Genomic DNA, 20686 nt, shown 5'->3' on the forward strand with positions numbered 1-20686 from the left:
GTGACAAGTCATGAAGGATATCGTAACGCTGTTAAAGCAGCTGGAACGGCAGGGCGTTCGTCTGGCGTTGAATGCACAGGGACAGCTGATTTCGCAGTCCAACAAAGACGCGATCACGGCAGACATTGGGCGCACGATTAAGGAAAACAAAGACGCCATTGTGCGCTGCCTGACGGCGCAGCAGGCGTTTGAGCGCCCCATCACGCCGCAGAATGCGACGTCTGGCCCGCTGTCATCATCGCAAAGCGGACTGTGGTTTATTGAACAGTACGAAGAGCAGTCACACCTCTACAATATGCCGGTCTATTTTCGCCTGACCGGCACGCTGGATGTGGGCGCGCTGGAGTTTGCCTTTGACGCGCTGGCGCAGCGCCATGCCAGCCTGCGTACCCGCTTTGTGGTCAATGAACAGGGCAAGGGTGAACAGCGTATCGATGCCTATCAACCGTTTGTGATACAGCATGATGACTTCTCGCTGCTGCCGGAAGCTGAACGGGAAGTGCGCTTGCAACAGCAGGTAAAAGCGGAAATCAGCCGCCCGTTCGAGCTCACGGCAGGCGATCTCACCCGCGTGCGGCTGGTGAAGATGAGTGAACGGGTGCATGTGTTGATGATCACCCAGCACCATATTATTTCCGATGGCTGGTCGGTGAAGAATATGTTTGCGGACTTCAAACCGGCTTTTCTGGCCTGTCAAAACCGTCAACCTCATCCCGTCGAACCGACTCAGCTTAACTATATCGACTACGCACACTGGTTCAATTCCGCCTCGTTTCTGGATTATCACAACGAGTTCAAGCCGTTCTGGGTTGAGCGACTGACGGGGATCCCCGAGGTGCACAGCCTGCCGCTGGATAAACCGCGTCCGGCGCACCAGAACAGCGGCGGTGAGGTGATCTTCTCCGCGATCAACAACGATCTGTGGGATAAATTCAAACGCCTGTGTCAGCGCTACAATACGTCTAACTTCATTGGCCTGCATGCGGTGTTCTCCCTGATGCTGGCGCGCATCAGCGGCGAGAAAGATATCGTCATTGGTTCGCCGCTGGCCTACCGCGAGCGGCCGGATATCGAAGACGTCGTCGGCTTTTTCGTTAACACTATCGTGCTGCGCACCCAGTTGCAGGACAGCCAGAGCTTCGTCGATTACCTGCAATATTGTCGCGAGCAGGATTTGTCGGCTTTCGATCATCAACTTTACCGTTTTGAAGCGCTGAGCGAGGCGATCGGCTCCGATCGCACCACCGCGATCAACCCGATCTTCCAGGTGATGCTGGTGTATCAGGCCAAAGTGGATTTCAACGATCTGATCCCCGGCTGTGATGCGGCGGAAGAAACGTCGCCCGTGTTGCCTGCCAAGACCGATATTTCGGTCAAGGTGACGGAGCTGATGGGCGAGGTGCGATTGGACTGGCTATTTGCCACCGCGCTGTTTGAGCGCCAGACGATTCAGTATTACGCTGACCGCTTTATCCGGCTGATTGAGGCCGTGGTTGAGGCACCGGAAACCGATGTCTGGCATCTGCCGCTGATGGAAGCGGAGCGATTTGCTGCCGTGCTGGGGGAAAGTCAGCAACTGCCGCGTAGCTATCCGCAGCCGCAGCTGACGGTAACCGACGTGATTGAAGCCATCGCCCAGCGCGATCCCCAGCAGCTGGCGATAGCCTTTGATGGCGAACAGCGCACCGACACGCTGACGTACGCTGAGCTGAACAGGCAGGCGAATCAACTGGCGCACTGGCTGCACCGTCAGGGGCTGGGTGAACAGTCGCTGGTTGGCGTGCTGGCGAAACGCGATCGCTACTTTGTCATTGCGCTGCTGGCCGTCTGGAAAGCGGGTGCCGCCTATGTTCCGCTGGATCCCGACTATCCGCCTGAGCGGCTGCGCCACATCATTACCGATGCCAATCTTGCCGTCATTCTCGGCGGTGATGGGCAACAGCTGGCGCAGTGGTCTGCCGAACAGTGCATCGATCTGACCGATCCTAATGTTGTCGCACAGTGGCACGATCTGCCGGGCGATGAACCGCCTGCCATTCCGCGCCATGCACAACAGCTGGCGCAGGTGATCTACACCTCGGGATCGACCGGTCTGCCGAAAGGCGTCATGATCGAACACGGTTCGCTGATCAATCTGCTGGACGATCATCGCGATCGTATCGATTTCACGCCGCAAAGCACCATGTTCAACTGCATGTCGCTCTCGTTTGACGCCGGTAACATGACGACGCTGCTGCCGCTGAGCAGCGGTGGCACGCTGGCGTTTGGCGAGCCTAACGATCGGGCGATTGTGCAGGCCGAACAGGCGGGCGCGACGCATCTGATCCTGCCGACGGCGCTAATGTCGATTCTCGATCCACAGCACGTTAATGGCATTCAGGCAATTGGCATGGGCGGTGAAGCCTGCCCGAACGCCGTGGTGGAAAGCTGGGCCGATAAGGTCGCGCTGTACAACATGTACGGGCCGACGGAGTGTACCGTCACCGCGTTGAGCACCCGCCTGCGTAAAGGTCAGCCTGTCACCATCGGTAAACCCATCACGCATATTCAGGCGCTGATTCTGGATACGGCTGGGCAACTGTGTCCGGCGGGCGTACCGGGCGAACTGTGTCTTGCCGGGCTTGGGCTGGCGCGTGGCTACCTCAATCAGCCACAGATGACGGCCAGCCGCTTTGAACACATCACGCTGCATGATGTGAATAATGTCGAACACGGCACGGCGACGTTGCGCATTTATCGCACGGGTGATAAGGCCAGGCTGCTAAACAACGGCGACTATGAATACTGTGGCCGAATCGATGAGCAGATCAAGCTGCGCGGCTACCGCATCGAACCAGGTGAAATCGAGGCACAGCTGGCGGCGGTCTGTCCGTCGCTGAAGCAGGTTAAAGTCATTGTGGCACAGATCGGGAACCGTCCGGCGCTGGTCGCCTATGGCACAGTGAAAGCCGGTAGCAACAGCCCAGAGCCTGCCGCTGTGCTGATTGATGTCGCGAAGCACCTGCCGGAATACATGGTGCCTTTCCGACTGATTCTGCTGGAAGACATGCCGCTGACGCCGAACGGCAAACTCGATACGAAACAGCTGCCGCCGGTGCTGGAAGCCAGCGAGGGCGACGGTGAAGCCGATAATCCGCTGGAAGCGGACGTACTGGCGATTTGGCGCAGCGTGCTGAATACGCCGCTGGGCGTTGAGGATGATTTCTTCCGCTTAGGCGGCGATTCCATCCTTAGTATTCAACTGACCACCCGTCTGCGCAGCGCGGGCTATGTCTGCACGGTGAAAGACGTTTTCGAAGCAAAAAGCGTGCGGCGTCTGTGCCGCGTGCTGGCGCAGAATAACCGTGACACAGGGATTGTGGCGGAGCAGGGCACGCTGGAAGGCGAATTCGCGCTGCTGCCGATTCAGCGCTGGTTTATGGAACAGCCGCTGGCACGTCCTGAACACTGGAATCAGGCGGCGATGATCCAATTGCCGGACGTGGATACGGAACGGCTGACGACGATGTTGCAGGCGCTGATGGCGCAGCATGACGCGCTGCGTCTGGCTTGTGATGCCGACGGACAACGCTATCTGACGGATGTGCCTTGCCCTACTGTATCGACGCTGGATTATCGCCAGCTCGGTGACGACGGCCTGCAACAGGCGTTTACCGCATTGCAGAGTGAATTCGATCCCGCTCAGGGAAGAACGATGGCTGCCGCACTGGTACGCCACCATCCGCAGGCGGACACGGCGGTGTTCCTCGCTTTCCACCATCTGGTGATCGATGCCGTGTCCTGGCGCATTCTGGTCGACGATCTGGAACGGCTGTACCTCGGTGAACCGCTGTTGCCGAAAACATCGAGCTATCGCCAGTGGGGCACGGCGCTGAGTAACTATGCTACACAGCATGCGGAACAGTTGGCGTACTGGCAGGCGCAGGAAGACGGCGTGGATCAGACAGCGCTGCTGGCGGCGAAAGATCCGCAGGGCCAGGCCAGTGCGGCGATTCTGACGCTGGATGCGGAAACCACAGGCCAGCTGGTGAGCGAGGCCAACCGTGCCTTTAATACCGAAGTCAGCGATCTGTTGCTGGCAGCGCTGACCCGTACGCTAAACGATCTCGGCTGGGGCGACAAAGCACGCATCATGCTGGAAGGGCACGGCCGAGAAGCGATTGATCCGATGCTGGATGTCAGCCGCACGGTGGGGTGGTTTACCAGCACCTATCCGGTGTGTCTGCAAGATCGGCCCGACTGGGCTTCCCTGATTCAATCCAGCAAGGAACAGCTGCGTCAGGTGCCGGATAAAGGCGTCGGGTTTAATCCGCTGCGCTACCATCACCCGCAGGGTAGCTCGCTAACGCTGTCACCGATTGTGTTCAACTATCTCGGGCTGTCGGTTCAGGCGGCTGGCGTGTGGCGTCCGGTGGATGTCGCACCGGGAGGCTGCGTCGCGCCGGAGAATAAACCGGCAGAGGTTATCAGCCTTCACGGCGGTATTGCGGGCGGACAGCTGACGCTGCGTCAGGTCGGTTGCCTCAACCCGCGTGACAGCGAACGCCTGATGGCGCGACTGACGGAAAATCTGCGTGCGCTGACGGCAGCCTGTCTGGCACAGATGAATCACGGAACCGCCTTTACCCCTAGCGACTTCCCAGCGGTGACGCTGAGCCAGACGCAGCTCGACAGCCTGTCGCAGCGTTATGACATCGACACGCTGCTGCCGCTGTCATCGCTCCAGCAGTCGATGTTGTATCACCGCCTGCGCTGTCCGCAGGACGATGCTTACCATCTGCAAACGCCGGTTCGCTATGCGCAGGCGCTGGATGTGGAAGGTTATCGTCAGGCATGGCAGCGTCAAATTCAGCGTTTCCCGGCGCTGCGTGCCGCGCTGGAAAGCGAGTGTGCCAGCGTGCAGGTGATTGTGACGCAGACAGACCTGCCTTTCTACTATCAGGATGTGGCGCAGGAGGCCGAGCCGCACGTGGTCATCGAGCGCTATCGCCAGCAGGATTTACGCACCGGATTTAACTTGTCGCAGCCGCCGCTGTTGCGCATTGCCTGTTTCCGTTTGGGTGAGCAGGATTATCGGGTGCTCCTGAGCTGTCACCACAGCGTGATTGATGGCTGGAGTGGCCCACAGCTGCTGGGCGCGGTACATCGTGATTATCTTCTGTTGATGAACAGCCAAATGCTGATGAATGGTGAAACACCCGCAATTCAGGTGGATCGTGCCTATGTGGATCATGCACAGCACGCGGTGGCGCAGCAGCCCGCTGTCGATGCTTTCTGGCAGCAGCGGCAGCCGCTGCTGGCGCAGACGAACGATGTGGCGATGCTGTTTGCGGCGGCGGGGAAACGCGCCGATCTCAGCCAGCATCTGACGCAGGTTGAACCGCAGGTCACCGGCGTGAGCCTGAATGAGCAGGATCAGGCGGCACTCATTGCCTTTGCCCGCGAGGTGGGCGTCACGCACAGCATTATCGCGCAATACGCCTGGCACCGGCTGCTGGCGCGGTCGACTGGCGATGCGGTCAGCATTGTCGGGAACGTGCTGTCGGGCAGGGAAAGTCCGGTGGAGGGCGTGGCGAGCAGCGTGGGTCTGTACATCAACAGCCTGCCGCTGGCGCTGAGCTGGCAGCAGCCGGTATCGCTGCAACAGCATCTGGTGCAGTTGCAGAATGAGCTGATGGCGATGAATCAGCATGCTACGCAGTCGCTGATTGCGCTGACGGCCGGACGCTCGCGTCTGTTCAACAGCCTGTTTATTTATGAAAATTATCCAGGAGCGAAAGCAGAACAGAGCCAACGCGCTGATGAGCCGCATCGGTTATCTCCCGAATTTTCAGCTGCTTATGAAAAAGTCGAGATGCCGCTAAATCTGGTGGTGCGTGAGCAAGCGGGCTGCATGCTGTTGCGCTTCGAGTTTGATGCCGATGTGCTGGACAGTGCGCAGGCGCGTCGGGTGCTGATGCGCTGGCATGACGAAGTGGTGGCGCTGGTGAATAGTTCACCGCAGCAGCCAGCCGAGATTATTGGACATCATAAGACGGCCACCGCCGTGGCGGCATGCGACACAACGCAGGAAACTGCGCTGGCGAATCACGCTGGCTTGCCTGATTCGCCGTCTGCCCAGTCGCTGTTGCGCGTGTGGGCGCAGGCGCTACATCTCAGTGAATCTATCGTCAGTGAATCCGGCCTCTGGTCGCAGACGCTGTGTGAAAGCGGTGTCGATTCGCTCCAGCGTATTGCACTGGCACAGGCATTGAGCCGGGCGTTAGCGCAGCCGGTGAGCGTGGCGTTATTACAACGCTACCCTTCACCGCAGGCGCTGAGCGGGTATCTGGCACAATCGAGGGTTACCGCCAATGAGGAAACGCTGTCATGACAGGGAACGATGAAGCCGTAGGGAACCCGCTGGCGGATATCCAACAGCCCACGGCCTTCGGGCAGCGGGTGGGTGCCGCGCACGGTGAACAGCGGCACAGCAGTGAGCTGATTCAGCACTATCCTGCTTCGCTGGTGAGCGCAGCATGGAGCTGGCTGCTGTACAAATATAGCGGTGAAGAGCAGGTGTGCGCCGCGTTCGTCACGGCCGATCTTCCTGACAACGTAAGGCCGCTGATCGTGCATTTTCACCAGCGCGATCGTCTCGTCAGCGAGTGGATCGCCGCTGTGGGATCGTCGTGCGATCCGCAGTCTGCACCAGAGATGCTGGCCGCAGATACCCAGCATGCGCTGTTTAGCAGCCTGCTGATCGTGGGGGAGAGTGCATCGTTACCTGTGGTAGTACAAAAAGCGGCGCAAAACGTGGCGCTGATCGTACAGGTTCAGAACGATCGGTTAATTCTGACGGCACCTGACGGGCAGTTCGACAATCGGCAGCTACAGCGTATTGCCCGCGATCTGACGCAGCTACTTGATGGCCTGCTGGCACCGCGCTGGGAACGGCTGGAACAGATTCGCCTCAGCCCACAGGTGGTGCCGCTACCAGACGGGACGACGACGCACGCGCTACATGATGAATTGCTGGCACGCCTTGCTCAGGAAGCGCGTCAGGATCGCGTGGCGATCGTCTTTCAGGAGCGCGAAATACCCTATCGGGAGCTGTTGCAACGCGTGGCGCTGATTCAACAGGCGCTGGTTGCACAGGGCGTGACGGCTGGTCAGCGCGTGGGGCTGCACCTTAGCCGCCAGCCTGACACCGTTGCGGCGCTGTTGGCCTGTCTGTTTTCTCAGGTGACGTTTGTGCCGCTGGAGCCGGATTTTCCGGGGGAGCGTCTACAGGCGATTCAGCAGGAAGCGGCGTTGGCAGCGGTCTTGCAGGACGGTTATACCGGCGGCTCGCTGGCGTTTGACTGTCCGATACTGAACCTCTGCGATTTACCGTACGCCGCCAGTGATTCCACGGCGAGCGTACAGCTGGCGCGGACTGGTGGGCCGGAAACCGCGGCCTACATGATGTTTACCTCCGGCTCGACGGGGAAACCAAAAGGCGTGGTGATTGGTCAGCGGGCGCTGCAAACCTTTATTCATGCCAGCGTCGATCGGCTGGCTTTAACGGATAAAGCCAACTGGCTGCTGATTACCACGCTGGCGTTTGATATCTCCATGCTGGAAGTGTTTGCGCCGCTGTGGGTCGGCGGTGTGCAGCACCTGACCACGCATGAGGAGTACAAAGATCCGCAGGCGGTCGCAGCGTATTTGCAGACTCGGCCGGAGATCAACATCTTGCAGGCCACGCCTGCGTTTTGGCGCATGATGTTCAAGGCGGGCTGGCAGGGTAAACCCGACTTGGTGGCGCTATGCGGTGGTGAAGCACTGGATCTGCGCTTGGCACAGCGTCTGGTCAGCCGTTGCAGGACGCTGTGGAATTGCTATGGGCCAACCGAAGCGACAATTTGGTCGCAGATGGCGCAGATTGATGGCGCGGCGTTGGAGAACCAGCACACGGTCGCGCTGGGCAACACGCTGGCGGGTTATCAGCATCTGGTGATCGATGACGATCGTCATCCGCTGGCGGAAGGGATGGTCGGCGAACTGTGCATTCTCGGTGACGCGCTGAGCAGCGGATACTGGCAGCGTGACGATCTGACGCAGGATCGTTTTATTCAGCAGGAGGAATCCGGGCAGCGAATGTACCGCACCGGCGATAAAGTCCGGCTGTTGGCGGACGATCGCTATCAGTATCTGGGGCGTTTCGACGATCAGGTTAAATTACGAGGATTTCGCATCGAGTTAGGGGAGATCGAGGCGCAATTGAAGCGGATCGAACAGGTGCAGGATGCGGCTGTCAAACTTCAGGGGGAAGGAGATGAGGCGGTGCTGGTCGGTTACGTGGAATATAAACCCGGCTCGGAGATGACCAAGCTGGCGCTGCGCAAACAGCTGCATCAGTTCTTACCAGCTTACATGGTGCCTGGACGCATTGTGGTGCTCGACAAGCTGCCCAAAACCGGCAGCGGTAAGGTCGATCGCAAGCGTTTGACGGACGTCTGATAGTCAGTGGGGCAGCGGTGCTGCTATTTCACTGCGATGAGCGGTTTCCTTATATACAAATAATATAGGGAGCGAAATTGGGGTTGGTCGTTATCCGGCGTAAGAAATTATGCAGAGGAGATAGCAGGCTTAGGATGAGCCGCATGGATGCGGCGAAAGCTTGCGCCACGTCGGGAACGTGTCGCAAGCGGTCCGTTAAGCCTGATACCGACGAAGGCATCGCGCAGCGACATAATTTAGCCAAAAGCCAGGGTTCACAGGGCGACGGCGCTGAGCCGCCCTGTGTCGGGCGCGTGCTACGAGGTAGCATGAAAATGACGGTATTGTTGCGCACGAAACTGTCTCCGCGTTCACATAAATGTGACTAGGAGACAGCACGATGAGCGGGGTGAAGCTTACTGGTGATCCTGATCGGCGTCATCGCCAAACGTGATCGCACGTCCACGCGCATCCATTTGCGCTTTATCGCGGCTAAAGCCCATTTTGGCGCGAACGCCGCCCAGCATGCCGCTGCGTTGATAGATTTCGTTCGCACGATCGTGGTTGTACTGGCTATCAGGGCTGATTTCCAACGCGCGGTCGATCCACACTTTGGCCAGATAGCTATTCTGGGCGACGCCCGCGCCGTTACGGAAAGCATACGAGTAATAACCTGCCGCATAGTCGCGGTTATCATCATCATCGTCGTTCCATAATTCGGGCAGGACGACATCCACACAGACAGTCTGATCTTCCGCAATGTTGCTAAACAGCAGCAGCGTGCTGAGTTCTCTGGCTGCTCGCGTCCACACCGTTTTCCCCACATTCGGGTGACGCAGTACGCTGAACATCAGTTCGCGCACGCGCTGGTATTGCTCTGGCGACAGCGTTTCATTATCTCTGGTCAGGCAATAGGCAATGTTGTACTGGCAAATCTCGTTGCCTGCATCCGCTGCCCGTTCCTGCCAGTAGCTTGATTTTTCCTGATCTTCGTAAGGTGAAGGATCGCGGCCGTTACGGCGGGAAAGATGACCGGAATAGAGATCCGACAGCGCGGCCATTGAGGAAGCTTCGCCCCAGTTGGCGGCTTCGTGCAGCAGGAATACGCCCGCTTCTTCAGAAACGAACTCGAACAGGTTTGTGGCCGCTTGACCAAAGTTCGTATCTGATTTCATTACGCGGCAACGGGCAAGCAGCGCATCGCTATCAAATTGGCCTTTTGAGATACCGTAGAAACCAAATTTACTGGCGAGCGCCGCAATGGTGGTTTCATAGTGTGTATCGCCCCAGTATTGGCTGCGCTCCAGCCATTTCGGCATTAGGCCAAAAGTATCTTCGATGTGGGCAAAATCCAGACAGCTGATTAACGTGCTGAAGGCATCGCTTTCGGGATCGGATTCTGGCGGATCAACCTGCCACGCTTCCACCATCAGATCGTAGGCCCGTTGCATATCCGCGATATTCCAGCGAATGCCGTTTTCATCCTCAATGCGTGCATAGTGGCTGAGGAACCAGGCGTACTGGCGTAAAACACGCGCGCGGGTTTCTGGAAAGAGTTCCAGACTAAGCAGCCAGTCGAATGTTTCCCGACAGTACGTGATGCTTTCGGTATCGCCCATGTCTGGAATAAGTCCAGCATAGCCAAGGTAGTCCCAACACTGCGTCACACGCAGGCTGTTACGTTCCTGCTCTGTCAGTGCTTCACACAGTGGCCCATCAATAAATTGTGTCATGACCTCATGGCTGCCGCCCCAGCGTGGGTACAGGAAGTAAACGCACTCTTTGCGCACTTCTACGTCCTGTGGACGAACGGCTAAGGTGGCACGCAGCCAGTAGTGCATAGGCTCTTCCCATTCGTGTTCCTCTCTTGCCGGCAGTGAAGCGGGCAGAGCAACAGGAAGCTCAACAAGTTCTTGTGCACCTTCATTACGCAGGTGCTGTAGACCCGCTTCCCACAGCTCGGGCTCAATCTGCGCCTGACGCTGTGCGTAGGTCAGTGGCTCACCACCTTGTAGTAAGACGCCGAGCCACTGTGGTTCCCCTAAATAGCAGGTCAAACGAAACAGGCGTGAAAAGGTCAGAGCAGGCCGCTGATGTAAAGCACTGGCGCGCAGGTATGCCGCGACGCCCAGATCGCGAGCCAGTTCCGCTCCCATCCAGCGATCGTTTTCGACATATTCTCCGCCACTTGAGGTACGAATCCGCGCAGCGGCGTTCTCCCAATATTGCCCTGTCAGATAAGTGGCGTGATAGCTCTCAGGGCGTGCGGCAACCCATGCCTGCAAGTGCGGCAGGGTATCGGCATCAGATACCGCTGGGTCAAAGAGCGAATTGATGTGCCAGAGATAGGTATAAGGCAGGTTCGGGCCGTCCAGCCAAACCTGATGTTCTTGTTCCAGCAGGGTATCAAGTGCATCGAATTGATGCGTCGCGAACATCTCGCGCAGCTGCGCGCGGCGCTTCACCAATGCGGTGAGTGATTCAGAAATTAATGTCATAGCGTAAATTCTTAGCCTGTTGTTGAGTCATAATGCCAGCACACGGTGCTTCATCAGCAACATGTGCAGGCAGGATTTCGGGGGTGACTGTGTTGTATCTACTTGATAATGATTACAGTTATACCAACAAACCGGTTTTCAGACATCGATATTTACATAAATGTAAATAACCGTTTAAAAATGTGTGAATGAGGGCGGGGGAAGCGGAGACGGCAGGACGTTGCTGGTTTAGATCGTTGCCTGAAAGTCGACTCTGGGTGGACAAATGGCAAAATTTTTAAACTGCCGCGCTAACGCCATACTTTGGTATTCAATACTTCCACATTGATGAGGCATAAATAAAATTGTCATAAAACCATGATAGTCTATCAATATTATCGAATTTCTATGCTAATAATTTATCTTCTAATTATACTCTCAGTAGTGAATATCCATCCCAATCGTATTTCCTCTCTGTACTTCCTCATTGCGTAGTAGATATTTATCGAATTAAATAACCAAAAATAACTATTTTTTTAGTTTTTTAACATGAATAACGATGTGTATTGTAATTAACGTCCTGTTTCTAATGTTTTCTTCTCGTTTAAAATTGATGCTATTTCAATAAGGTAGGCGAAATTAAAAAATAAACAAAAAATTTTCACCCCTATTGAAGAGTTGTCTTCAACGAATAGAATCGAGCTGTTGGTCTATTTAATTGAAATAAATATAGCGTGTGGTCTTTTGATTGTTGCACTTGGTTTACTAGGGAAAGTATACCCCCAACTCTATGGTACATAGGAGATAACCATGTCTATCATTTTATCTAATCATACCCCAACGGATTCCTATAAGGGGTGCACGCCGGGTTCACGCCGCAGTGCGCTCCGTGAATTATTACAGCAGCAAAAAGGCATTCGTGTGATGGAGGCTCACAGTCCGCTTTCTGCTTTATTAATAGAACAAGCCGCTTATGAAGATGGCGATATTCATTATCAATTTGATGCGTTTTGGTCGAGTTCACTCACGGATTCGACTCTGCGGGGGAAACCCGATACCGAACTGGTGGATATCAGCCATCGTTTCCATGCCATTACGGAAATATTTGATGTCACCACTCGGCCATTAATTTTTGACGGCGATACTGGCGGACAAACGGAGCATTTGGCCCACCGCATCCGGGCTGCCGAAAATCTGGGTATTTCCGCCATGATTATCGAAGATAAAACGGGCCTGAAGAAGAACTCTTTATTTGGTAACGATGTAAAGCAAACGCAGGCTTCTATAGAGGATTTTTGCGAAAAAATTACGACGGCCAAAAAGGCACAGCTGACACCTGAGTTTATGCTGATCGCGCGTATTGAGAGCCTGATTCTGGACGTCGGTATGGAGGATGCGCTAAACCGTGCCTTGCATTATGCTGATGCCGGTGCTGATGGCATTATGATCCACAGTCGGCATAAGAACCCTTCTGAAATTTTAACGTTCGCCAGACAATTCCGCGATAGCTACCCCCATTTACCGTTAGTTTGTGTTCCAACCAGTTTTAACGATATTACTTTCGATCAGCTGATTGATGGTGGATTCAATATCGTTATTTACGCCAACCATATGTTACGTGCGGCTTATCCTGCCATGAAATCCATTCTGCCAGAAATCCTCAAGCATGGTCGAACGTTGGAAGTTGAGGATAAATGCATGTCGATAAAAGACATTCTGGATCTTATACCCGGTACGCGATAACGCGCTATATTAGGGTGTCAGTATAATTATTTTATAACGCTATTATTTAGCGCTGTAGGCTTATTTCTGTTTTTAAGAGAAAGCCATTATATTGCCCCTAATTATCCGCACCACATAATGAAAAATCCAAGGCGTTATCATCGCTATTAAATACAGCGTGATGCGAAGGGGAGGTTTATTGTGATTGACCCGAATAAGCTTATCGAATTTCTTGTTCAACGTGGCGTGCATTTCTTCAGTGGCGTCCCTGATTCATTATTAAAAGCATTTTGTCTGGCGATTGGAAGTAATAATAGCGGGCTTGCACACCGTATCGCGAGTAATGAAGGTTGCGCGGTGGGCATGGCGATGGGGCATTATCTGTCGACGCGAACGCTGCCCGTGGTCTATATGCAAAACTCGGGATTGGGCAATGCGATCAATCCCCTCTGCTCTCTAGCTACGCCGGATGTTTATGGCATTCCGCTGTTACTCATTATTGGCTGGCGTGGCGAAGTCGATGAGAGCGGTAAGCAACTGCACGATGAGCCGCAGCATGTCATGCAGGGGCGAGTCACATTGCCTCAGCTCAATGTGCTGGATATTCCGTATATCGTGCTGGATAGCCATAACAGGCCGCCGTGGGATGATATTCAGGCGTTGCTCCAGCGTGCGCATGACGAACACCGGCCTGTGGCGCTGGTGGTGAGAAAAAATACCTTTTCCTCGCCAGAAGCCCCCGTCAACCCAACGGCTGAGACGACGCTGATGCGGCGAGAAGCCATCGTCGCGGCCTGCCTGAACGTACTGCCATCTCATCTCCCTATCGTCAGCACCACGGGCATGTTGTCCCGTGAACTCTATGAACTGCGCGAACAGCGCGGGGAAGGACATCAGCGAGATTTTTTGACCGTCGGTGGAATGGGCCTTGCCAGCCAGATCGCACTGGGCCTGTGTGATGCGCAGCCGCAGCGGAAAGTCGTGTGTCTGGATGGCGATGGGGCATTGCTGATGCACATGGGCGGGCTGACGAACACCGCCCAGGCAAGCAACCTGATACATATCGTTATCAACAACGGTGCCCATGACTCCGTAGGAGGACAGCCCACGGCGGCGTCTCGCTTACCGCTGGCACCTATCGCTGCCGCCAGCGGCTATGGCGCAACGTACTACGCCGAGACAGAAGAGGCCTTACAGGCTGCGCTGCAACAGGCGTTGCAGGCGCAACATAGTCAATTCATTGAGGTGCAATGCCGCGTGGGTCATCGCAGCGATCTGGGGCGGCCAGCGACCTCGCCCGCGCAAAACCGCGATGCATTTATGCAGTTTCTTAATACGCTCCCTCAGACCTCTTGATGAGTGGCAATACCCTGAGTATTGCCCACCCCTTAGCGACAAGGATTGCCGATATGACTCATTCTGTTTCTTTAGTTGGTGTTGGTGTATTAGGAAAAGCGATCTCGCTCAGACTATTACAGCGGCATTTTTCGCTTAGCGTGTTCAACCGGACTCACCGCAAAGCGAACGAGATTGCTGCCGAAGGTGCTCAAGCTGTCCCCGAACTGCACCAGCTGTTCACGCAGGAAAAACAAATTGTGCTCATCTGCCTGAAGGATGCGGAGGCGATACGTGACGTTTTTCAGTCTGAAGAGGTCATACAGAAGCTGACCCGCTATCGTCCTGTGTTACTCAATATCAGCACGATAGGGCCGGAAGAGAGCCGCTGTATGGAGGCCTTTTTTCACCAGCACGGCGCGCATTATGTGGAATGTCCGGTGTCGGGCGGGCCAGAGGGCGCGCGGCAGGGCAAGCTTGCTGCCTGGGTCGGGCCTTGTGAGGATGACGTTGCCAGCGCGGTTAACGACGTCATCACCAGCCTGTCGGATCACTACGTGCTGATGGCGAGTAACCACTGCGCACAGACCATGAAGGTGATTAATAACTATTGTGAGGCGGTGCATCTGCTGGTGGCGGCGGAAGCACTATTGCTGGCGGAAGCCCACGACATCGCCCCGGAGGTGCTGGCAAACGCGTTGACGTTGGGGCGCGGACGCTCGACCTACATGGAAGTGATGCTGGATCGCTATCTGAACCCGCGTGAAGCCGTGTCTGTCCCGTTATCCATTCGCCTGAAAGATCTCGATCTGGCACAGACGCTTTTCCAGCGCTCGACGATTCAAAGCGAATTCTTCGATACGGCGCGGCAGTGCTATCAAAACACGGCGGATCTCTCGGCCGAGCCTCAGGATCAAACGGCCTGCTTTTCTTACCTCTCACGGACGTTGCCAGCGGGGAGGGACTAGATGTCAGAGCTAACACAGCGACAACGCTGGATGTCGATTCTCGCTCACAGCGATCCTGCCGCGCTGGAAGCGCACTGGGACACGCTGCATTTTCCAACGGACTACCAGCTCTTACGCCCGACGCAGATCGGTTTGATCCAGCTGCAAGGGAGAATGGAGGTCGATGGGCCGCGCTTTATTGTGGGTGACATGACGGTGACGCGCGCGGCGGTGCAACTGGAAGATGGAACGTGCGGCTACAGCTATATAGCGGGCAGAAACAAGCCGCATGCCGAGCTGTGCGCCTGGATCGATGCACTCCTGCAAACCCGATCCTATTTCCATGAAATATGGGAGCGCATCATCACACCGTTAGCAGACCAGCAGCGTGCGCGTCGTGAACAGCAACAGCATGACGTCGCGGCCAGCCGAGTGAATTTCTTTACTTTGGTCAGGGGGGAATGATTTGTCATGACAACGATGACGGGCTTCGCCCACCCCGTATTTGGCACACAGCTCTGCTTTCGCAAAATCGTGAAGGCCATGAGCGAGCCGGGTTCTCTGGTCACGGTTCCGAATGTTTCCGGTCTGGAATCGATGTCGTCCGCCACGGCGGCCACGCTGCTTACGCTGACCAGCCACACCACGCCGCTGTTTATCGATCCCAAAATCGGTAACCCGCTGCTGCTGCGCACGCTTTGCCTGCATACGAACGTGCCGATCGCCACGACGCTCGACGATGCTGACTTTGTGCTGCTGAGCGGAAACCGTTTTTCTTATGACCTGATGGCGCTCTCCTGCGGCAGCGAAGTCGAACCAGAAAAATCCACCACCGTTATTGTCGAAGTGGAAGGGATGCATGACGGGCCTTGCCTGAAACTGACCGGGCCGGGTATCAAGACACATCGCATTATCTCCCCCCGTCTGCCCGTTAGCGTCAGGGACTACCTGTGCAACCGCCCCCATGCCTTCCCGACAGGACTGGATTTTCTCTTTACGTCTGGGAAAAAGCTCTTTGCGATCCCCAGAAGTACCCACGTGGAGGAATGCTAATGTACGTTGCCGTCAAAGGTGGGGAAAAGGCCATTGAGGCCGCCCACCAGCTACAAGCCTGCCGCCGCCGCGGGTGCACGGATGTACCAGAATTAGACTGTTCACAAATAGAACAGCAGCTTAATTTAGCCGTCGATCGCGTCATGACCGAAGGCAATATTTACGACCGCCAACTCGCTGCGCTCGCCATTAAACAGGCCAGCGGCGATCTGGTGGAGAGTATCTTTCTCTTACGAGCCTACCGTTCCACGCTGCCACGCTGGGGAATTAGTCAGCCGCTTAATACGCCGGATATGCGTCTTGAACGCCGTGTGTCGGCCATTTTCAAAGATTTACCGGGCGGGCAGCTACTCGGCCCGACCTATGACTATACCCATCGCCTGCTGGATTTCTCTCTGCTGGCCAACGGTGAGGATCCTGTCGCACCGCAGCCTGACGCCGTTGATGAGGATGACGCGATGCGTGAACACATTCCTCACGCGTTTCAGTTCCTTTCGCAGCAGGGCTTCGCGCCTGAACGAGACAGGAGTGACGATCGCGATCCGCCAGATATCACGATGGATCCACCGAGCTACCCCGGCACGCGGGCATCGCGTCTCCAGCAGCTGTTTCGCGGTGACGAGGGGTTTCTTCTCTCGCTTGGGTATTCAACCCAGCGCGGCTATGGCCGCAACCATCCGTTTGTCGGAGAGATCCGCACGGGCTATATCACGGTGAGCATCGTCGCCGAAGAGGTCGGCTTTGCCATCGATATTGGTGAGATCTTGCTGACCGAATGCGAAACCGTGAACGGCTTTGTGAAACCCGATAATGACGCGCCGCACTTTACCCGTGGCTATGGGCTGGCATTTGGCCGCTCGGAGCGCAAGGCTATCACGGTGGCGTTAGCCGATCGCGCCCTTCAGGCCGCCGATTATCAAGAGGAAATTCGCGGCCCGGCTCAGGATGAGGAATTTGTTCTTTCTCATGCTGACAATGTGGAGGCGGCGGGGTTTGTCTCGCATCTCAAATTGCCGCATTACGTCGATTTCCAGTCAGAGCTGGAGCTATTAAAACGACTACGTGAGGAATACCTCGCGTCTGTGCCAAGGAGTAACGCGTAATGGGCCAGACAACGATCTTCCGCCAGAAAGACAGCCAGCCAGAAACGGAATGTAGCGGTTCAGATACGGAATACAACTATGCCTATCTGGATGAAAGCACGAAGGGCATGATACGACGTGCGATCCTGAAAGCGATCGCCATCCCTGGGCATCAGGTGCCGTTTGGCAGCCGGGAAATGCCCATGCCTTACGGCTGGGGCACCGGCGGCATTCAAATTACCGCCAGCATTATTGGGCCGGATGATACGCTCAAAGTGATCGATCAGGGATCCGACGATACGACCAATGCAGTGTCGATCCGCGCCTTTTTCCGCAAGGTGGCACAGGTATCAACCACGGAAAAAACCAGTGAAGCGACGCTGATCCAAACGCGACACCGCATTCCTGAAACGCCGCTTAAAGAGGATCAGATCCTGATCTTTCAGGTGCCGATCCCTGAGCCGCTGCGCTTTATTGAACCGCGCGAAACCGAGACGTGCAAAATGCATGCGCTGGAAGAATACGGCGTGATGCAGGTGAAGCTCTATGAGGATATCGCGCGTTTTGGGCACATCGCCACGACTTACGCCTATCCGGTGAAGGTGAATCATCGCTACGTGATGGATCCGTCCCCCATCCCGAAATTCGACAACCCGAAGATGGACATGATGCCTGCGCTGCAACTCTTTGGTGCCGGGCGTGAGAAGCGGGTCTATGCCGTTCCGCCCTATACCTCGGTAGAAAGCCTCGATTTCGACGATCACCCTTTCACAATACAACAGTGGGACAAGCCGTGTGAGCTGTGTGGCGCGCGAGACAGCTTCCTTGATGAAGTGGTGATGGACGATGACGGCACACGTATGTTCGTCTGCTCCGATACCGACTATTGCCAGCAGCGCCAAAGCCAGGGAGGAGAACCGTCATGACGACAGAACATCACGCATCCGACAGCCCACTGCTCGATGTGCGACACCTCACGCACCTGTATGCGCCGGAAAAAGGCTTCCGCGACGTGTCGTTTCAGCTGTGGCCGGGGGAAGTTTTGGGGATTGTCGGCGAATCGGGTTCAGGGAAGACCACGCTGTTGAACGCGATCTCTGCACGGTTGGCACCGCAGGAAGGTGAAGTTATCTACCGCAACGCCGAGCAGCAGGCGCTCTCGATCTATGACATCAGCGAACGGCAGCGGCGCGCGCTGGTGCGTACCGAGTGGGGGATTGTCTGGCAGCATCCGCTGGCGGGATTACGCCCCACGGTGTCTGCGGGCGGCAATATCGGCGAGCGGCTCATGGCTATCGGCAATCGGCACTATGGCGACATCCGCAGCAAGGCGGCGCAGTGGATGGAAAACGTCGAGCTGCCCGAAAACCGTCTGGACGATTTGCCGACCACGTTTTCCGGCGGGATGCAGCAACGCCTCCAGATCGCACGCAATTTGGTGACGGCACCGCGGCTGATCTTTATGGATGAACCCACTGGCGGGTTAGATGTATCGGTGCAGGCGCGGCTGCTCGATCTGCTCAGAACGCTGGTTGTAGAGATGCAGCTTTCTGTCGTCATCGTGACGCACGATCTCGGCGTCGCCCGCCTGTTGTCGCACCGTCTGCTGGTGATGCAGCGTGGGCGAGTTGTCGAGCAGGGACTGACGGACAGGGTGCTGGACGATCCGAGCCACCCTTACACCCAGTTGCTCGTTTCTTCCATTCTGTAAATCCAGACAAAAGGACGCTTGATGGATACGCAATTACGCATCGAGAACGTTGATAAAACGTTCGTGTTATATAACCAGCAGGGTACAAAATTGCCGGTTTTCCAAGACGTTAGCCTGTCCGTAAAAGGCGGTGAGTGTGTGGCGCTGCACGGGCATTCAGGAAGTGGAAAATCCACGCTGCTGCGTTCCCTGTACGGCAACTATCAGCCTGACGGCGGCCACATTTGGGTACGTCATCGCGAACGTTGGGTCGATATCGTCAACGCGGACGCCCGCCATGTGCTGGAAATCCGCCGTGAAACCGTGGGCTGGGTCAGCCAGTTTCTGCGCGTTATCCCGCGCATTAGCACGCTGAACGTGGTCATCCAGCCGTTGCTGGAACGCGGCATGTCTCGTCAGGAAAGCGAGATTCGCGCCGGTGAGCTGCTGACGCATCTGAACGTCCCTGAACGGCTTTGGTCGCTCGCGCCCGCCACCTTTTCCGGTGGTGAACAGCAGCGCATCAACATTGCTCGCGGGTTTATTGGCGATTACCCGATCCTGCTGTTAGACGAACCGACAGCCTCGCTGGATGCTAAAAACCGACTGGCTGTCACACAGCTCATTAACAATGCGAAAGACAAAGGGTGTGCCATCGTCGGCATCTTTCACGATGACGAAGTGCGTCAGGAGGTGGCCGATCGCCTTTACACGATGTCAGTGAACGCCATGTCGATGAACACGCTGCCGATCGCTTCCAACGCTCAGGAGACCGCAAATGATCATTAATAACGTCAATATGGTGCTCTCACGGGAAATCATTCATGGCTCACTGGAAGTGCGCAACGGCGTGATTCACCACATCAGCGACAGGCCCAGCCGTCATCCCGGTGCGCTGGATGGCGAACAGGCCTGGCTCCTGCCGGGGCTTGTCGAGCTACATACGGATAACCTCGATAAGTGTTTCACGCCGCGCCCCGGCGTTAACTGGCCTGCTGAAGCGGCGATGCGCAATCACGATGCGTTGATTATCGCCAGCGGGATCACCACCGTGCTGGATGCCGTCGCGGTGGGAGATGTTCGCGATGGCGGGCATCGGCTTGAGAACCTGCGGCGCATGACGGATGCGGTATTGCACAGCCAGCAGCACGGCACCAATCGGGCGGATCACCATTTGCACCTGCGCTGCGAACTGCCACATCAGGATACGTTCCCCCTTTTTGAGCAACTGGCGGATATTTCGCTGGTCGCGCTCGCGTCATTGATGGATCACTCTCCGGGGCAGCGGCAATTTTCCTCTCAGGAGAAATATCATCAGTATTACAAAGGCAAGTATCACCTGAATGATGAACAGATGGCCGCGTTTGAGGAGGAGCAACTGGCGGGTTCACGCCGCTGGTCGCAGCCTAACCGCGAGGCGATTGTCCGTCTTTGTCACGACAGAGGAATCACGCTGGCCAGCCATGACGATGCGACGCCGGAACATATCAGCGAAGCCCATCAGCATCGTGTCGCTATTGCCGAATTCCCAACTACTGAGATCGCAGCGCAGCAGGCAAATGGCGTTGGCATGAACGTGCTCATGGGCGCACCGAATGTCATCTGCGGCGGTTCGCATTCCGGCAATGTATCGGCACATAATCTGGCGACGCTTGGCGTGCTTCACATTTTATCTTCGGACTATTATCCGGCCAGCCTGCTGGAGGCGGCGTTCATGATCGCAGAGGATGCGCGCAATGATTACGACTTGCCGCGCGCGATGGCGCTGGTTAGCCGCAACCCCGCTCAGGCGCTGCAATTTGACGATCGTGGCTGCATTGAAGAAGGACGACGAGCCGACCTGCTGCTCGTCAAACGGCACGCTCCGCAAATGAAGCTGCTGCGCGTGTGGCGTCAGGGCGTCCGGGTATTCTGATC

13 protein-coding genes are annotated in these 20686 nt (G+C 56.1%); 12 read left to right on the forward strand and 1 reads right to left on the reverse strand.

Annotated elements, in window-relative coordinates:
* Positions 1-10: 10 nt before the first annotated feature.
* The gene (locus BJJ97_RS07870; protein WP_095993573.1) at positions 11-6373 is read left to right on the forward strand and encodes a non-ribosomal peptide synthetase; all 6363 of its coding nucleotides are present in this window, start codon (positions 11-13) and stop codon (positions 6371-6373) included.
* A complete protein-coding gene (locus tag BJJ97_RS07875) occupies positions 6370-8484 on the forward strand; it encodes an amino acid adenylation domain-containing protein (protein ID WP_095993574.1) in 2115 nt (704 codons plus the stop codon). The genes BJJ97_RS07870 and BJJ97_RS07875 overlap by 4 nt, the downstream gene beginning before the upstream one ends.
* Before the next feature lie 395 nt (positions 8485-8879).
* On the opposite strand, the gene BJJ97_RS07885 is transcribed toward BJJ97_RS07875, so the two are convergent.
* A complete protein-coding gene (locus BJJ97_RS07885; protein ID WP_095993576.1) occupies positions 8880-10961 on the reverse strand; it encodes a DUF4034 domain-containing protein in 2082 nt (693 codons plus the stop codon).
* Positions 10962-11750: 789 nt separating this feature from the next.
* On the opposite strand from BJJ97_RS07885, the gene aepX reads away from it, so the two are divergent.
* The 10 genes from aepX (at position 11751) to phnM (ending at position 20684) form a co-directional block, all read left to right on the forward strand.
* Complete coding sequence (gene aepX / locus BJJ97_RS07890) at positions 11751-12683, forward strand: phosphoenolpyruvate mutase (protein ID WP_095993577.1); 933 nt, start codon at positions 11751-11753, stop codon at positions 12681-12683.
* A 180-nt stretch (positions 12684-12863) separates the two neighbouring features.
* Positions 12864-14018, forward strand: a complete 1155-nt coding sequence (aepY, locus tag BJJ97_RS07895; RefSeq protein ID WP_095993578.1) for a phosphonopyruvate decarboxylase — start codon at positions 12864-12866, stop codon at positions 14016-14018.
* 53 nt (positions 14019-14071) lie between these two features.
* The gene (locus tag BJJ97_RS07900) at positions 14072-14965 is read left to right on the forward strand and encodes an NAD(P)-dependent oxidoreductase (protein ID WP_095993579.1); all 894 of its coding nucleotides are present in this window, start codon (positions 14072-14074) and stop codon (positions 14963-14965) included.
* Positions 14966-15409 (forward strand): phosphonate C-P lyase system protein PhnG, encoded by a 444-nt coding sequence (gene phnG, locus BJJ97_RS07905; protein ID WP_095993580.1) that lies wholly within the window; start codon positions 14966-14968, stop codon positions 15407-15409.
* 6 nt (positions 15410-15415) lie between these two features.
* On the forward strand, positions 15416-15997 hold the full coding sequence (phnH, locus tag BJJ97_RS07910) for a phosphonate C-P lyase system protein PhnH (RefSeq protein ID WP_095993581.1): 582 nt from the start codon (positions 15416-15418) through the stop codon (positions 15995-15997).
* Positions 15997-17100 carry a carbon-phosphorus lyase complex subunit PhnI gene (locus BJJ97_RS07915; protein ID WP_095701502.1) on the forward strand — a complete coding sequence of 368 codons (1104 nt, stop codon included), beginning with the start codon at positions 15997-15999 and terminating at the stop codon, positions 17098-17100. Before phnH ends, BJJ97_RS07915 begins: the two co-directional genes overlap by 1 nt.
* Positions 17101-17207: 107 nt before the next feature.
* Positions 17208-18005: an alpha-D-ribose 1-methylphosphonate 5-phosphate C-P-lyase PhnJ gene (locus BJJ97_RS07920; protein ID WP_233966824.1), complete on the forward strand. Its 798-nt coding sequence runs from the start codon at positions 17208-17210 to the stop codon at positions 18003-18005.
* Positions 18002-18790: a phosphonate C-P lyase system protein PhnK gene (phnK, locus tag BJJ97_RS07925; RefSeq protein WP_095993583.1), complete on the forward strand. Its 789-nt coding sequence runs from the start codon at positions 18002-18004 to the stop codon at positions 18788-18790. The genes BJJ97_RS07920 and phnK overlap by 4 nt, the downstream gene beginning before the upstream one ends.
* A 21-nt stretch (positions 18791-18811) precedes the next feature.
* Positions 18812-19558: a phosphonate C-P lyase system protein PhnL gene (gene phnL, locus BJJ97_RS07930; RefSeq protein WP_095993584.1), complete on the forward strand. Its 747-nt coding sequence runs from the start codon at positions 18812-18814 to the stop codon at positions 19556-19558.
* A complete protein-coding gene (phnM, locus tag BJJ97_RS07935; RefSeq protein WP_095993585.1) occupies positions 19548-20684 on the forward strand; it encodes an alpha-D-ribose 1-methylphosphonate 5-triphosphate diphosphatase in 1137 nt (378 codons plus the stop codon). Before phnL ends, phnM begins: the two co-directional genes overlap by 11 nt.
* Positions 20685-20686: the final 2 nt, after the last annotated feature.

The organism is Pectobacterium polaris (assembly GCF_002307355.1).
Taxonomy (GTDB): domain Bacteria; phylum Pseudomonadota; class Gammaproteobacteria; order Enterobacterales; family Enterobacteriaceae; genus Pectobacterium; species Pectobacterium polare.

Excerpts from the sequence above, each read along its gene's own strand:
- phnK (WP_095993583.1), top strand. The coding sequence starts at position 18,002 with ATGACGACAGAACATCACGCATCCGACAGCCCACTGCTCGATGTGCGA.
- BJJ97_RS07920 (WP_233966824.1), top strand. The coding sequence starts at position 17,208 with ATGATACGACGTGCGATCCTGAAAGCGATCGCCATCCCTGGGCATCAG.
- phnM (WP_095993585.1), top strand. The coding sequence starts at position 19,548 with ATGATCATTAATAACGTCAATATGGTGCTCTCACGGGAAATCATTCAT.
- phnG (WP_095993580.1), top strand. The coding sequence starts at position 14,966 with ATGTCAGAGCTAACACAGCGACAACGCTGGATGTCGATTCTCGCTCAC.
- BJJ97_RS07915 (WP_095701502.1), top strand. The coding sequence starts at position 15,997 with ATGTACGTTGCCGTCAAAGGTGGGGAAAAGGCCATTGAGGCCGCCCAC.
- phnH (WP_095993581.1), top strand. The coding sequence starts at position 15,416 with ATGACAACGATGACGGGCTTCGCCCACCCCGTATTTGGCACACAGCTC.
- BJJ97_RS07870 (WP_095993573.1), top strand. The coding sequence starts at position 11 with ATGAAGGATATCGTAACGCTGTTAAAGCAGCTGGAACGGCAGGGCGTT.
- phnL (WP_095993584.1), top strand. The coding sequence starts at position 18,812 with ATGGATACGCAATTACGCATCGAGAACGTTGATAAAACGTTCGTGTTA.
- aepX (WP_095993577.1), top strand. The coding sequence starts at position 11,751 with ATGTCTATCATTTTATCTAATCATACCCCAACGGATTCCTATAAGGGG.
- BJJ97_RS07875 (WP_095993574.1), top strand. The coding sequence starts at position 6,370 with ATGACAGGGAACGATGAAGCCGTAGGGAACCCGCTGGCGGATATCCAA.
- BJJ97_RS07900 (WP_095993579.1), top strand. The coding sequence starts at position 14,072 with ATGACTCATTCTGTTTCTTTAGTTGGTGTTGGTGTATTAGGAAAAGCG.
- BJJ97_RS07885 (WP_095993576.1), bottom strand. The coding sequence starts at position 10,961 with ATGACATTAATTTCTGAATCACTCACCGCATTGGTGAAGCGCCGCGCG.